Raw genomic sequence first — 14342 nt, forward strand, 5'->3', positions numbered from 1 at the left:
GCCCACAGTCCTGACGCCGGTTCGGCCGCCGTTGGGTTTGAGACCCCTACAACCTCTGGGTCCCCTCGCGTGTCAAGCACATGACGACCAGGCCGACACGGCCTGGTCGTCGCACTTTCTGTCCACCGATGTGCCATCAGATGTGCATGACGACGAGGAGATCCACCGTGCGCGCACCCCTCCGTTCCACGGCGGCAGCCGTGGCCGCCGCAGCGATCGGCATCGGCATTCCCGCCTTCGCCGTTCCCGTGGCGCACGCCGACGATCTCGCTCCCGACCTGGTGATCTCCGCTCTGCCGGCCGCCTCCCCGAAGCCGGGCGAGGTCTACGACAACTCCGTCACCGTCACCAACAAGGGCACGGCACCCGCCGACGGCCTCACCTTCCGGGTCCGGCTGACCCGCGGCCTCGACTTCCCTCAGCAGGTCGCCGGCTGCACCTACTCGACCATCGCCGACCACGTCCGGCAGGCGCTGTGCGAGCTGGACACGGTCATCCAGCCCGGCGCCTCGATCACCACGCCGGTACGGTTCAAGGCCCTGCCCCAGGCCCTGATGGAGGCCGTCGAGTACGGCACGAGCCGCACCGGCGATGCGCCGGGGGAGGGGTTCGACGACAGCTACCGGCGGCTCGCCCTGACCGCGGACAGCACGGCGGACCTGGCGGCGGAGGGCGACCTGGCGGAGGGCGCGCCCGGCAGCCGGGTGACCGTCACCGCGACGCTGCGCAACGACGGCCCCGGCTGGATCCAGAACCAGGAGAGCGACGACCAGCCGGCCCTGCTGGTGCGGATCCCGGCCGGAACCGTCGCCAAGGAGGTGCCCGAGGACTGCGAGCCGTTCGGGATCGACGGGCCGACCGGGCCGTCGGAGCCGGGCCATGCGCGGTACGTCTGCTGGCCCGGCAACCACACCATCGACGTGGACCAGTACCTCGACTACACCTTCGTCCTGGAGATCGGGAAGACGGCGAAGAGCACCAAGGGCGAGGTGAAGGCCAGCTCGGTGTACGGCATCCACCCCGAGTTCGACAAGAACCCGGCGAACGACACGGCCTACCTCGCCGTCGACGTGACCGGCGGCGACGAGCCGGGCACGAGCACTTCCGGGGGCACGACGACCGGCTCGACCACCACCGGCGGGGACTCGGGCAGCGGCGGCTCCGGCACGGAGGGCCAGGGCAACGACCCGCACGGCCAGTCGACCGGCGGCACCGGCACGACGGGCACGACCGGCGGCACCGGCACCACGGGTACGTCCGGTGCGACGGGCACGTCCGGATCGGCGGACACCGCATCGACGACGTCCGCTTCGGGCACCGCGACCGGCGGCACCCTCGCGAGAACCGGTAGCGACGGCATGCCGCTCATGGCCGCCGCCGCGGCGGGCGCCACGGTGCTCGGCGGACTGGTGCTGGTGGCCGTACGCCGCCGGGGCACCGGGAAGTGACCGCGCTCCCGGCAGTGCCGGGAGCCACCCCCGGATCCTGACTTCGGCAGGCAGTATCGTATGCCGGAAGATGCGTGCCGCAATGTGGAAATCGGCAGGGGCATCGGGCGAAGGGGGCGGGACGTGCGGCGGTCGGACGGTGTCCGGTGGTGGCGTCGGGGGCGCGGTGCGGGCCTGGTGCCGTGTCTGTTGCGCGGCCCGGCCCAGGTGATGTTCCTGGCCGACGCGCGGACGGGCGCCGTCTTCTGTCTCGCCCTCGCCACGGCCGACTGGCGGTACGGCGCCTACGCCCTGGGCGGCGCCGCCCTCGGCACCGGTACCGCACGGCTGCTGCACGTGGCCGGGGACCGGGTGGAGGCGGGCCTTGAGGGCTTCAACTCCTGCCTCCTGGCTCTGTGTTTCGCGGTGTTCCTGGACGCGGGCCGGCTGTCCACGGCGCTGCTCGCCGCCGCGGGCTGCGTCGTGACGGCGGTCGCCACCGCCGCCGTGGTCCGGCTGCTGCGTGTGTGGCGGCTGCCGCCGCTGACCCTGCCGTACTGCCTGCTGGCGAGCGCGGTCACGGTCGCCGCGCCCGCCTTCCGGCGGATCTGGCCGTACGGCGACAGCCTCGCCGCGCTGCCCCGCGCCGCCACCGGCTCGACCGCCCTGCGCCCCGGCGACCTGTGGCGGGCGTTCTTCCGCAATGTGTCCCAGGTCTTCTTCCTGGACGAGTGGTACGTCGGCGCGCTGCTGCTCGTGGGGCTGTTCCTGGCGAGCCGGACGGCGGGGCTGGTGGCCGTCGCCGGCAGTGCGACCGGCATCCTCACCGCCTGGGCGCTCGGTGCGCCGTCGGCCCGGATCGCCGACGGCACGCTGGGCTACAACGCGGTACTCGTCGCCCTCGCCCTGTGCGGTGTGTTCCTGGCGGCGGCCCCGGCCACGCTGCTGTACGCCCTGCTCGGCGCGGCGACGGCGACCGCCGTGACCCCGGCCGTCGCCCATCTGCTCGCCCCGTCCGGCGGACACGCGTTCACCTGGCCGTTCGTGCTGACGACCCTCGGCTTCCTGACCGCCGCCCGCTCCTTCCCCCGGCTGACCGGCGAAGGCCCTGCACACCGGTCCGGCGCCCCGGCGCCGGCCGCCTAGGCGGCGACAAGCGCACCCCCGGCCCCACCTGTGAATCGGGTATGCATCCGCGCTCTTCGGGCCAGGTGTTTGTTAGATTGCGCAACCACGCAACCGACGTGGCGCAGGCCCGACCGTTCAGGGGAGTGGGAGATGAGCGACCCGTGGGACGGGCCGGCCGGTCAGGCCACGCGCAGCCGCGGCACGCGGATGCCCGTTCAGCGCACGGCCGAGCCGGACGAGACGCCTCGCCCGGGCGGCCGGGGCGCGGCCCGCGCGGCGTCGCGGGCGCGCGGCGGCAACCGGCTCCGCCGGGCCCGTCCGGCGCGGCGCGGCAGGCGGCTGCTGAAGATCACCGGAATCTGCCTGTCCGCCATCGTCGTGGTCACCGCCGGCGCGGGCTGGTGGTTCTACGAGCACCTGAACGGCAACATCCACAGCGTCGCGCTGGACGGCAAGGGGGGCACGGAGAAGGCCGACGCCTTCGGCCGCACCCCCATCAACATCCTGGTCATGGGCTCGGACGGCCGTACCAGCAAGACGGACTGCAAGCTCGGCGGCGGCTGCTCGACGACCGGCGTGCAGACCGGCAGCAACGCGGACGTGCAGATGGTGCTGCACATATCCGCGGACCGCTCCAACGCCACCGTGATGAGCATCCCCCGCGACACCATGACCAAGGTCCCGGCCTGCGAGGACAGTAAGAGCGGCCAGTCCACGTCCGGCTACTACGGCCAGATCAACAGCGCGCTCCAGTACGGCCCCGCATGCCAGGTGGCCACCGTCCACCAGCTCACCGGCATACCCATCGACCACTTCGTCAAGCTCGACTTCTCCGGCGTGGTGAAGATGTCCGACGCGGTCGGCGGCGTCTCCGTGTGCGTCAGCGACGACGTCTACGACACCTACTCGCATCTGAAACTCTCCAAGGGCACCCACACCCTCAAGGGAGTCGCCGCCCTGGAGTTCGTGCGGTCCCGGCACGGCTTCGGCGACGGCAGCGACCTCGGCCGTACGATCTCGCAGCACATCTTCCTCAGCGCGATGATCCGCAAGTTCAAGAGCGCGGGCACGCTCACCGACCCCACCGCGGTCTACAAGCTCGCCGACGCCGCCACCAAGGCACTCACCGTGGACGACGGCCTCGGCAGCGTCAACAAGCTCATCTCGCTCGCGGACGACGTGAACAAGGTGCCCACCAAGCGGATCACCTTCACGACGATGCAGACCGCCCCCGACCCGGCCGACAAGGACCGTGTGGTGGTGGGTACGGGCGCGAAGGCCCTGTTCTCCACCATCGCCGACGACCAGCCGCTGACCACCGGTTCCGGCAAGAAGTCCGCGGCGGCCTCCGCGACCGCCAAGGCCACGGCCACCGCCCCCGCCGTGCCCGCCTCCGAGATCGCCGTGACGGTGGAGAACGGCACCGGCATCACCGGCCGCGCCTCCGCCGTCGCGACCGCCCTCACCGGCCAGGGCTTCAGCTCCGCCACGACCACGGCCAACGCCCCGAGCCTCGCCGGCACCACGACCCTCACCTACGGCACCGGACGGAAGGCCGCGGCCCGGACGGTCGCCAAGGCGCTCGGCCTGCCCGCCTCACGCCTGAAGCGGGGCACCGGCAGCGGCCTGACCCTGGTGATCGGCGGCGATTGGCCCAGCGGCAGCAGCTATCGCACCCCCACGGCCTCGCCCGCGCCCGCCGACACCAAGGCCGCCGTCGGAGGTGCCCACGCCACCACCGCCGACGAGGCCAAGACCTGCGCCAAGGTGAGCCCCTACGAGACGGTCATGCTCGACGGCGTCTCCATGACACCGGCCCAGGCGTACGCGGCGGCACGGAGCAAGCCCGACTCCGACGAGTGAGCCGGCCCGGGTCGACGGGCTGTAGAGGTCAGGGCCAGTAACTGGTGCCCGAGCCGACGGCCGCCCAGGCCGAGGCGGAACAGCGGGAGCAGGCGCCCGAAGGCACCGCCTGCGGCCGACACCACCAGACCCGTGCGCGGATGCACCACCCGGACGCCCGCCTGCCGCGCCGGCTCGGCCGCGGCCTCCAGTCGGCGCAGACCGAGGCGAGGAAGCCGTCCCCGGGCGCCGCGCTCTCGTCCGTTCGCCGTAGTAGCCGGTCGCGGAGGCGGACACCAGGTCGCGCGGCCCGCCGGAGGACTCGGCGCAGGCCCGCGTGAGGTCCTCGGTGCCCCGCACCCGGCTCTCGCGGATCTCCCGCCGGTAGGCCGCGGTCCAGCGTCTGTCCCCGACGCCGGCACCGGCCAGGTGCACGACGGCGTCGGCACCGTCCAGCGCCCCGGCCCGGACCCGGCCCGCGAGCGGGTGGGAGCGGAGCCTGCTCGCCAGAACGTCACGGCTGCGGGACCGTTGAGTGCCGCGAGGGTGACTTCCGTACCTCCTCACGGCGGCCGGGGCCGGGATGCGAGGATGGGACGCCATGACAGCAGGGTGGGGTGTGCGCACAGTACGGGCCGCGGTGTTCGCGGCCGTCTGTGTCGTACTCGCCGCCCTGGGCCACGTCCTGATGTCCGGCAGCGACGTCCCCGCGTGGGCGCTGGTCACCGGACTGGCCGCGACCGGCGGCGTCGGCTGGTGCCTGACCGCCCGGGAGCGGGGGCCGGCACTGATCGTCCCGCTCGTGGTCGCCACCCAGGCCGCACTGCACTCGGCGTTCTCCCTCGCCCAGTCCGCCTCCGCCCACCCCGCGCCCCCGCCGACACGGCACACGGGCATGTCGATGGACATGAGCGGGATGGACATGGGCGGCATGGGCAGGGGATCGATGCCCATGGACGCCATGGACATGGGGCACATGGGGCACTCCATGGACGGCGGCGGCTGGTCGTCGTCCGGGATGCTCGCCGCCCACCTGCTGGCCGCGCTCCTCACCGGGCTGTGGCTGGCGTACGGCGAGCGCGCCGCCTTCCGCATCCTGCGGGCCGTGGCCGGATGGCTGGCCGCGCCGCTGCGGCTGCTGCTGGCCCTGCCCGTCGCCGCCGACCGCCCGGACCTCCGCCCGCCCCGGCCCCGCTCGGACCGGGCGCCGGGGCTCGCCCTCCTCATCCACGCGATCACCTCGCGCGGGCCGCCCGTGGGGACCGCTGTCGTCTGAAGACAGCCGGTACACCGAGGCCGCCCCTGTGCGCCTCGGTCCACGGCCGTACGTCCACGCACGTGCCGCAGCGCAGCCATGCCATAGCACTCCTGTACCGAGGCGTCGTCATGGCGTGGCACCCCCATGCCAGGGCGCCGTCTCACCCCTCTACCGGTGTGCCGTCGCGCTGCCCGTCCGTGCGTCGTAGGGCCGTCTCCTCACTCTCACCGGACCGTCCGCGCCCAGGCGCGCCCCGGTCCGGTCACGGTTGACCCGAGAAGGACACCAGGTGATCACTCCTGTCCTGCCCGCAGCACGGACCGCATCCGACCAGGCGGTCACCGCCGACGAGTCGATAACCGCGTGGGCGCTGGCCGCCCGGGGCGGCGACGCGGACGCGGTCGAGCACTTCGTCCGTGCCCTGCACCGCGACGTCCAGCGCTATGTCGCCCACCTCTGCACCGACCCCCAGGCCGTCGACGACCTCGCCCAGGACACCTTCCTGCGCGCCCTCGGCAGCCTGCACCGCTTCGAGGGCCGCTCCTCGGCGCGCGCCTGGCTGCTGTCCATCGCCCGCCGCGCGGTGATCGACAGCTACCGGCACGCGGCCGCCCGCCCCCGGCTGTCCGACACCGCGGACTGGCAGCTGGCGGTCGAGTCGGCCCAGCCGCAGGGCCTGCCCGGATTCGACGACGGCATCGCCCTGCTGGACCTGCTGGCCGTTCTGCCGGACGAGCGCCGGGAGGCGTTCGTCCTCACCCAACTGCTCGGCCTGCCGTACGCCGAGGCGGCCGAGGTCAGCGACTGCCCCATCGGCACGGTCCGCTCCCGCGTGGCCCGCGCCCGGGCGACCCTGATCGGCCTGCTCGACGCGGCGGAGCGGCCGAGCGCGGAGCTGGCGGCCTGAGGCACACCACCCGCACCTGGTCACCGCTCGGAGCGATCCGGGCGGTGACCGGGTGCGGGGAGCGGTACGGCGGCCCTCGTACCGGGCGGACTCCGGCGGACGGCTGCGGCGGCGGGGCCGGTGACGGAATCCGCGGACACCGGCCGAGGACGCGGCAGGCGCCCGCCGAGCAGCAGCACCGCACACGCCCCGACGGTCAGCAGTCCGCCGGCGAGGAACACGCCCCGCGCTCCGGAGAGCGGCAGGAGCAGCCCGCCGAGCGCGGCGCCCGCCGCGATACCGGCGTTGTAGGAACCGGAGTCGGCCGCGAGGGCGATGTCCGTGCGGCCCGGGGCGCAGTGCAGCATCGCGTGCTGGGCGGCCATGAACACCGGCCCGAGCGCGCCGCCCATCAGCACCAGGAACACCACCGCGACACCCGGCGACAACTCCCCCCGGGACAGCGCCGACCGGGCCGGGCGTCCCGCCCCTGACGCCAGGACGCGTCCGGCCGAGCCGGTCGCCGTTCCCGAGGAGCGGCCCGACCGCCGTACCGGGTCTCCTGAAGGCCCCGGCGTCGAAACCCGTCGGCCCGAGGCGGCGCCGGCCGTCCCGCCGGGTGCCGGCCTGCGCACCATGGTCGCCGAGCGCAAGAACGTCAGCGTGCTCATCGTCCGGGCCCAACTCAGCCCCGACCGCGCGGACATCGACCCCGAGACGATCGACGAGGCGGTCGAGAGCATGGCCGCGACGATCCGCGAGGACGTCAAATGCCTCGGCGGCACCGTGGCCGCCTCGATCGGGTCGGTGTGGCTGGCGCTGTTCGGCGTACCCCGGGCCGCCGAGGACGACGCCGAACGGGCGGTGCACGCCGCCCTGTCCATCCGCGACCGGCTGAGCATGGTGCCCGGCCCGGCCGACCCCTGCCTGCCGGGGCGCGGGGCGGACGTGCAGGTCGCGGTCGTCACCGGCGAGGCGCTGGTGCGCTACCAGCCCGGCCCCGGCGGCATACCCCCGTCGGTCAACGGCACCTTGGTGGACGACTGCCACACACTGCTCTCCCTGACTCCGGCCGGCGAGATCCGGGTCTGCGACAGCACGCGCCGTATCACCGAGCCGGCCATCACCTACCACCGCGCCGGCTCCGGGCCCGACTGGCGGGTCGGCGGGCTGCCGGCGCCGCCGCCGTCGACGGCACCTCGGCCGTGCCGGGCTTCGAGGCGGGCGCCGGCGCCCTGGACGAGGCCGGCTTCGAGCGGCTGGTGGCGGCCCTGCGCCACGCCAACGACGAACGCAGGGCCACGCCCCCGGTGTTCCTGGCGCCCGAGGGCTCGTTCCACGGCAAGCTGATGGGCAGCGTGCAGTTCACCCACAACGTCGGCTACCGCACGCCGTTCAGCGCGCCGGCCGCCCAGTGCCGGTTCGTCCCGCTGGACCGGCCGGAGGAACTGCGCGAGGTGTTCGAGCGGGAGCGGCGGACCCTGCTCGACCTCGCCGTCGAGAACGGCCGCCTCCGGATCGTCGAGCGCACCATGCCGGTCTTCGGCCTTCGTGCTGGAGCCCATCCAGGGCGAGGCCGGCATCAGGGTCCTCGACCGGGAGGCCGTGCGCCGGGTACAGGAGGAGTGCGCCCGGGCGGACTGCCCCATCGTCGTGGACGAGGTGCAGAGCGGCATGGGCCGGTCCGGCGCGTTCTTCGCCGCCTCTCATCCCGGCCTCCAGGGCGACTACTTCACCCTGGCCAAGAGCCTGGGCGGCGGGGTCGCCAAGGCCGCGATGACGCTGGTGCGCACCTCGCGGTACCGCAAGGAGTTCGAGCTGGTGCACAGCTCCACCTACGCCAAGGACAGCTTCTCCACGCTGATCGCCGGCCGTACCGTGGCGCTGCTGGAGGCGGACGGCGGCCGGGCGTACCGGCTCGCCGAGGAGCGCGGCAACCGGCTGCTCGCCATGCTGGAGGGCCTGCGCAAGGAGTACGGCACGGTCGTCAAGGACGTCCGCGGCCGGGGTCTGATGGCGGGCCTGGAGTTCCACGACCAGTCCGGCTCACCGACACCGAGATCGACCGCACGGAGAAGGCCCTGCGCGCGCTCATCACCGTCCTGGCCGACCACGACGGCGAGACGCTCCTGCACGGCTGAGCCGTCCCCGAACGGCGGTGTCCCGCCCCCGGGACGGGGGTTTGCCGAGGGCGGGAGACCGGTCAGCGGATGTCGGCGCCGTACACGTGGTCGACCGACATCGTGATGAGGACCCGGCGGTCCGAGACCATGACCGACCGGTACTCGTCCCAGTCGGGGTGCTCCCCGGCGGCGATCCGGTAGTACTCCACCAGCGCCTCGGCCTCGGGGCCGTACGGGTCGGTGCCCGGACCGGTGAGCCTGGCGATGCCCTCGGCGGTGGCCCAGGTCATGCCGTCCGGGCCGGTCACCTCCAGCGTGGCGCGCGGGTCCCGGTGCAGGTTGGCCGTCTTGGCCGTGCCGTCGTTGGTCGAGACGTAGATGACGTTCGCGTCGCGGTCGTAGTACGGCATGACGGGGGAGAGCTGCGGGCGCCCGTCCGCCTTGAGGGTGGCGAGGACACCGAGACGGCTCTCGGCGAGCAGGGCACGGGGATCGAACGGTGCAACGGTCATGGCAGCATCATCAACATTCACACCGGTATGAAGGTCAAGGAGGACCGGACGTGCTGATCGGGGAGTTGAGCCGACGGACCGGGGTCGCCGCGCATCTGCTGCGCTACTACGAGTCCCAGGGACTGCTGCAACCGGCGCGTGGCCGCAGCGGCTACCGCGAGTACGCCGAGGACGCCGTGCTCGTCGTGACCCAGATCAGGAAGCTGCTGCACGCCGGGCTCTCCACCGAGGAGATCGCCTACGCCCTGCCCTGCGCGACCGGCACGGGACCCGATCTCGAACCCTGCCCGGAACTCCTCGACCTGCTGCGCACCCGCCTCGGCGGCCTGGACGAGCGCATCGACACCCCCCAGCGCTCCCGCCGGGCCCTCCACGGCTACCTCACCACGGCCGAACCGCCGCGTCGGGCGACCGGAACACCGCCCCGGCGGCTTCCTCCCCGTCTCGCTGACCTTCCGTGCGGTATGGTACGAGCTGTTTGGTTTAATTTTCAGCTGGGGGAGGGTCCGTGGCTCAGCAGGAGCGAGCTGTCCGGACCCGACGCGCTGTTCTGGAAGCCGCCGCCGCCGTCTTCGCGGAGCGCGGATACGCCGCCGCCACCATCGCCGAGATCCTCAAGCGGGCCGGGGTGACCAAGGGCGCCCTGTACTTCCACTTCGACTCGAAGGAAGCCCTCGCCCGCGGCGTGCTCCAGGAACAGATGCGGACCGAGTACCACCTGCCCCGGGAACTGAAGCTGCAGGAATGGGTGGACGCGGGCATGACCCTGGCCAAGCGGCTGCCCCAGGAACCCATACTCCTCGCCGGTGTCCGCCTCTCGGCCGACCTCCAGGGCCACGACGTCCTCGGCAGCGCCTGGCCGGCCTGGGCCCGGCTGACCTCGTGCGTCCTGACGGAGGCCAAGGCACGCGGCGAGGTGCTCCCGCACGTCGTGCCCGAGGAGACCGCCCAGGTCTTCCTCGGCGCCTGGATCGGCGTGCAGTTCGTCTCCCAGGCCGTGGCCGGCTGGGCCGACCTGGACGACCGCATGGCGGAGCTGTACGACCACCTCCTCCCCGCGATCGCGGCCCCGGCCGTCCTGGTCCGGCTCGACACCGCTCCGGACCGCGGCGCGCGCGTGATCGCCGAGGTCCAGCAGAACTCGGCGGCCCTCGCCGGCGTCGCCGGCTGACACCGACCGCCGCGTCCGATTCCCCCGCACAGCCGCTTCCCACGCGGCACGACAGGCACACGTGTCGGCCCGTATCAAACCGCTGGGACGGTTTACGACGCGACCGCCGAGGCGGTCATGCACCTTGCTGAGCGAGGCATCATCACCGTCGTCCGTACGACCCCTCCCACCGGAAAGACGCAGCCCACGATGACCGACCGGGAGCGGGACGAGACCCTCTTCGCGGGCAGGGCCTAGCCACGACCGGCGCCTGGGGCGGGGCCAGGCGAGATCCGTGAGGAACGCCTCCAGCAGACCGTGAAGCACATCGGGCTGTTCGAGGATCAGGATCGCCGGGCGCGGCCTCGACGAGGACGGGCGCGCGGACCAGCCCGGGGTGGGCGGCGGCCGTGAGCATCGCCGTATGGCCGCCCGGCGACTGGCCGGCCAGGACGGGCCGGTGCAGCCCCAACTGCTCGACGACGGCCGCCCGCCCCGGTCACGACAGACCAGCCGGACAAGGACGGGGCAAGCGGGCCGGGCAGCCAGTGTCGGCCCGGGGTCAGGGTTGCCCGCCGCGCTCCAGCGGGATCCGCTCGCCCGCCTCGATCGGGACCGGCAGCCGGTTCTCGACGGGCGGCAGCGGGCAGGTCGCCAGGTCGGTGTAGGCGCACGGCAGGTTGACGGCACGGTTGAAGTCGAGCGTGACCGTCCCGTCGGGACCGGGCGCGGCGACCTGCAGGGAACGGTTCGCGGCGTACGTCGTCACACCCGAGGTGCTGTCGGTGAACAGCACCATGAGCCCGCCGGGTGCCTTGCCGTTGAACGCGGTCAGGCGGTGCCGGGCCCCGGCCAGCTCGAACTCGACCTGGCCGGGGGAGTCGTAGACGTGCTCCAGCCCCTCCACGGCGGCGCCGACCGTGACCGGCCGCGGCTCCTCGAAGGGCAGGAAACGGCCGGTGACGACCCAGCGCGGGTCCGGGGCGTAGGCGGGCGTGTACCGGAACGAGGTGCGCAGCGCGTTGCCGGGGTGGCGGGGCCGCAGGATGTCGTGGCCGCCGCGCCGGGCGACTTCGAGGCGGGCGTCGCCCCAGTCGGCGTACCGGCTGTCCCGCTCGGGGATGGACCCGAACGTGTACCGGCCGCGTACCACCGTGCCGTCCACGATCAGTTCCTCGCCCTCGGCCAGTTCGACCACGACGCCTTCTGCGGTGGCGGACCAGGCGCCGGGTGCGTCCTCGAAGCGGGCGGGGTCGGGGCTCAGCCAGTGCAGGCCGGTGATCGCGAGAAAGCCGTGCGGCCCGGCCAGCGTCTCCTCCTTGACCCGGTGCCACTCCTCCCACTCCTTGACGAAGTCGACCCGGGCGATGTTCTGGACGGTCATGTCCGCTCCCTCGATGCCGCGCTGCCGGTTGGGTTCCGCATTTCTTCCAACGACCGCATACGGCATGTTCATCCCGCCCACCCGGAGGATTCCGGTTACACGTATGTTTCAGTCGCCCGCCCGTGAAGTGCCGGCCGTTTGCGTGTCGTTCACCGTCCGACATCGGAATTGTCCGGAAAAATGGCGGGGTTTGCCCGTCCGGTCCGGGGCACGCATAACTGATGCGAAGAAGTGCGGGCCCTGTCACTAGGATGTGAGGTCAAGACAACCATGCGACTGGCATGTTCCATGCGTGCCGGTCGGGGTCGCCGATGCCAGGGACCGCTCCCCGGGCTGCGGTGATCTTCCTTCTCAGGAGGACCCTCCGCATGTTCCGACGAATAGGCGCCACCGTCGTCCGTCATCCCGTTTGGACGATTGTGGCGTGGCTGATCGCCGCGGTGGCGATTGTCGCCACCGCCCCGAGCCTGCCCTCGAACAGTGACGAGAGCAGTTTTCTACCCAAGAGTTATGAGTCCATCAAAGCGGCGGAGTTGCAGGAGAAGGCGTTCCCCAGCGCCTTCACCCCGTCCGCGATCGCGCTCTACCAGCGCACCGACGGCGGCAAGCTCACCGCCGCCGACCAGAAGGATGTCGCCCGGATCAGCACGGAGCTGGGCAAGAAGCACATCGACCAGGTGCAGAAGGTCGTCCCCGGCCAGCCGTCCAAGGACGGCAAATACGCCCTGACCCTGGTGCAGATGGACAGCAAGAACGCGGGCCAGCCCAAACAGGCCGACGCCGCCAAGGTGTTGCGTGACGAGGCCAAGAAGCTGGCCAAGGGCACGGATCTCGACGTCAAGCTCGGCGGTTCCGCCGCGCAGGCGCTCGACCAAGAGGACTCGTCCAAGCGCGGCCAGGCGTTGATCGGCATCGGCACCTTTGTAATCATCTTGGTGACGCTGCTGATCATCTTCCGGGCGCCGATCCTCGCCGTACTGCCCCTGTTGCTGATCGGCCTGGTGTCCGCCGTCGCCAACGGGCTGATCTCCTACGCCACCAAGCTGTTCGACCTCCAGGCCAACAGCTCGATCTCGTCCATCTTGATCGTCGTGCTCTTCGGCGTGGGCACGGACTACTTCCTGTTCCTGATATTCCGTTATCGAGAAGCCCTGCGGGCCGGCGACGAACCCAAGCAGGCCATGATCAACGCCGTCGACCGGGTGGGCGAGGCCATCGCCTCCGCGGCCGGCGCGGTCATCATCGCGTTCCTCGCCCTGGTGCTGTCCACGCTGGGCTTCCTGAAGCAGATGGGCCCGGCGCTCGCCATCGCGGTCGCCGCCACCCTGATCGCGGGCCTGACCCTGATCCCCGCCGTGGTCTCGCTCATCGGACCGAAGGTCTTCTGGCCCTCGAAGTCCTGGCAGAACGAGCCGGAGAACGCCCGGTTCGCCGCCCTCGGCCGGAGTGTCCAGCGCCGCCCGGCGCTCACGGCGGTCGTCTCGGGCCTCGTCCTGCTCGTCCTGTCGGTCGGCACCCTCGGCTACAAGGCGACCTTCGACCTGGCGTCCGGCTCCATGCCCAAGACCAAGGAGTCCATGGTCGTCCAGGACGAGATGCAGAAGGCGTACTCGGCGGGCGCCGCGGCACCCACCGACGTCTACCTGTCCACCGCCGACGGCAAGCCGCTCGACAAGTCCGCCTTCGACGCGTACGCGCGGAAGCTGGGCGCCGTGGACGGCGTGGCGAGCGCCCGGATGACCCAGGTGAACAAGGAAGGCACCACCGCGGACTTCACCGTCACGCTCAAGTACGAGGCGTCGACGGACAAGGCGATCGACGCCGTGGGCCGGGTCCGCGACGTCGCGCACTCCGCGGCGCCGGGCGGCACCGAAGCCGTGGTCGGCGGCATGTCCTCGATCTACAAGGACATCAACGCGGCGGTCAACCACGACTACCGGACCGTGTTCCCCGTCGCCGCCATCCTGATCATGGTCATCCTGGGTCTGCTGCTGCGCAGTGTGGTCGCGCCCTGGTACCTGATGGCCTCCGTGGGTCTCGGTTTCGGTGCCACCCTCGGTGCCACCGTGTGGATCTTCCAGGAGGGTCAGGGCCACTCGGGTCTGATGTTCATGCTGCCGGTGATCATGTATCTCTTCGTGGTCGCGATCGGCACCGACTACAACATCCTCATGATCGCCCGGCTGCGTGAGGAGGCCCGCGAGGGCCGGGAACCGCGCGAGGCCGCCGGCATGGCGCTCCGGCACGCCGGGCCGACCGTGGCCGCGGCGGGCTTCATCCTGGCGGCGACCTTCGCCACGATGATGCTGGCGGGCAACTCGCTGCTCATGGAGATGGGCTTCGCGGTCTCCTTCGGCATCGCGGTGGCCGCGTTCGTCATGGCGATGTTCTTCACCCCGAGCCTCACGGCCCTGATCGGCCACGCTGCCTGGTGGCCGGGCCACGGCGACCAGGCCAAGGCGCCGGCCGGCGGCGCAGCGACGCGCAACTCCGGCCCCGCCCTGGGCGACGAGGACCGCGACAGCACCGCCCACGATCCCGCCGGGCGCCGCGGCTAGCCGCAGACGGTGTGATCGACGAGTCCTGCCGGGCCGCGCGGCCCGGCGGGACTGTTCGCTGCCCCGTGCGGCCC

Annotated in this window: 11 protein-coding genes and 4 pseudogenes; 10 read left to right on the plus strand and 5 right to left on the minus strand. The window is 72.3% G+C overall.

Annotated elements, in window-relative coordinates; all coding sequences use genetic code 11:
• The first annotated feature begins 167 nt into the window (after positions 1–167).
• The 3 genes from ABZ937_RS31350 to ABZ937_RS31360 all read left to right on the plus strand — a co-directional run bounded on the left by ABZ937_RS31350 (position 168) and on the right by ABZ937_RS31360 (position 4418).
• Positions 168–1448, plus strand: a complete 1281-nt coding sequence (locus ABZ937_RS31350; protein ID WP_361696722.1) for a hypothetical protein — start codon at positions 168–170, stop codon at positions 1446–1448.
• 177 nt (positions 1449–1625) lie between these two features.
• Positions 1626–2573, plus strand: coding sequence for an urea transporter (locus ABZ937_RS31355; protein WP_361696723.1), 948 nt, complete (start codon positions 1626–1628; stop codon positions 2571–2573).
• A gap of 132 nt (positions 2574–2705) precedes the next feature.
• Entirely contained in the window at positions 2706–4418 is a 1713-nt protein-coding gene (locus ABZ937_RS31360) for an LCP family protein (RefSeq protein WP_361696724.1), read from the plus strand.
• Between the two features lie 56 nt (positions 4419–4474).
• On the opposite strand, the pseudogene ABZ937_RS31365 reads toward ABZ937_RS31360, so the two are convergent.
• Positions 4475–4853, minus strand: a pseudogene (locus ABZ937_RS31365) (NAD-dependent epimerase/dehydratase family protein); the annotation flags it as partial.
• Between the two features lie 145 nt (positions 4854–4998).
• Between ABZ937_RS31365 and ABZ937_RS31370 the strand changes: the two are divergent.
• A complete protein-coding gene (locus ABZ937_RS31370) occupies positions 4999–5673 on the plus strand; it encodes a hypothetical protein (RefSeq protein ID WP_361696725.1) in 675 nt (224 codons plus the stop codon).
• A gap of 271 nt (positions 5674–5944) precedes the next feature.
• Entirely contained in the window at positions 5945–6562 is a 618-nt protein-coding gene (locus ABZ937_RS31375; protein WP_361696726.1) for a sigma-70 family RNA polymerase sigma factor, read from the plus strand.
• 20 nt (positions 6563–6582) lie between these two features.
• Here the strand turns inward: ABZ937_RS31375 and ABZ937_RS31380 are convergent.
• A pseudogene (locus tag ABZ937_RS31380) lies at positions 6583–6975 on the minus strand (hypothetical protein); the annotation flags it as partial.
• Here ABZ937_RS31380 and ABZ937_RS31385 point away from each other — a divergent pair.
• Both ABZ937_RS31385 and ABZ937_RS31390 read left to right on the plus strand, forming a co-directional pair.
• On the plus strand, positions 6926–7891 hold the full coding sequence (locus tag ABZ937_RS31385) for a hypothetical protein (protein ID WP_361696800.1): 966 nt from the start codon (positions 6926–6928) through the stop codon (positions 7889–7891). The pseudogene ABZ937_RS31380 and the gene ABZ937_RS31385 sit on opposite strands and share 50 nt — an antisense overlap.
• Positions 7892–8092: 201 nt before the next feature.
• Entirely contained in the window at positions 8093–8788 is a 696-nt protein-coding gene (locus tag ABZ937_RS31390; protein ID WP_361696727.1) for an aminotransferase class III-fold pyridoxal phosphate-dependent enzyme, read from the plus strand.
• Here the strand turns inward: ABZ937_RS31390 and ABZ937_RS31395 are convergent.
• Entirely contained in the window at positions 8745–9176 is a 432-nt protein-coding gene (locus tag ABZ937_RS31395; RefSeq protein ID WP_361696728.1) for a PPOX class F420-dependent oxidoreductase, read from the minus strand. The two genes, ABZ937_RS31390 and ABZ937_RS31395, sit on opposite strands and share 44 nt — an antisense overlap.
• Positions 9177–9226: 50 nt before the next feature.
• Between ABZ937_RS31395 and ABZ937_RS31400 the strand changes: the two are divergent.
• Positions 9227–9571 (plus strand): annotated as a pseudogene (locus tag ABZ937_RS31400) (MerR family transcriptional regulator); the annotation flags it as partial.
• A 113-nt stretch (positions 9572–9684) separates the two neighbouring features.
• Positions 9685–10347: a ScbR family autoregulator-binding transcription factor gene (locus ABZ937_RS31405; protein WP_361696729.1), complete on the plus strand. Its 663-nt coding sequence runs from the start codon at positions 9685–9687 to the stop codon at positions 10345–10347.
• Positions 10348–10666: 319 nt separating this feature from the next.
• Here ABZ937_RS31405 and ABZ937_RS31410 read toward each other — a convergent pair.
• A pseudogene (locus ABZ937_RS31410) lies at positions 10667–10813 on the minus strand (alpha/beta hydrolase); the annotation flags it as partial.
• Positions 10814–10888: 75 nt separating this feature from the next.
• On the minus strand, positions 10889–11710 hold the full coding sequence (locus tag ABZ937_RS31415) for a DUF1684 domain-containing protein (protein WP_361696730.1): 822 nt from the start codon (positions 11708–11710) through the stop codon (positions 10889–10891).
• 368 nt (positions 11711–12078) lie between these two features.
• On the opposite strand from ABZ937_RS31415, the gene ABZ937_RS31420 reads away from it, so the two are divergent.
• Complete coding sequence (locus tag ABZ937_RS31420) at positions 12079–14268, plus strand: MMPL family transporter (RefSeq protein WP_361696731.1); 2190 nt, start codon at positions 12079–12081, stop codon at positions 14266–14268.
• The last annotated feature ends 74 nt before the right edge of the window (positions 14269–14342 follow it).

Source organism: Streptomyces sp. NPDC046727, from assembly GCF_040645635.1.
GTDB lineage: Bacteria > Actinomycetota > Actinomycetes > Streptomycetales > Streptomycetaceae > Streptomyces.

Coding starts and splice junctions, on each gene's coding strand:
- ABZ937_RS31420 (WP_361696731.1), top strand. CDS start 12,079: ATGTTCCGACGAATAGGCGCCACCGTCGTCCGTCATCCCGTTTGGACG.
- ABZ937_RS31415 (WP_361696730.1), bottom strand. CDS start 11,710: ATGACCGTCCAGAACATCGCCCGGGTCGACTTCGTCAAGGAGTGGGAG.
- ABZ937_RS31370 (WP_361696725.1), top strand. CDS start 4,999: ATGACAGCAGGGTGGGGTGTGCGCACAGTACGGGCCGCGGTGTTCGCG.
- ABZ937_RS31385 (WP_361696800.1), top strand. CDS start 6,926: ATGAACACCGGCCCGAGCGCGCCGCCCATCAGCACCAGGAACACCACC.
- ABZ937_RS31395 (WP_361696728.1), bottom strand. CDS start 9,176: ATGACCGTTGCACCGTTCGATCCCCGTGCCCTGCTCGCCGAGAGCCGT.
- ABZ937_RS31360 (WP_361696724.1), top strand. CDS start 2,706: ATGAGCGACCCGTGGGACGGGCCGGCCGGTCAGGCCACGCGCAGCCGC.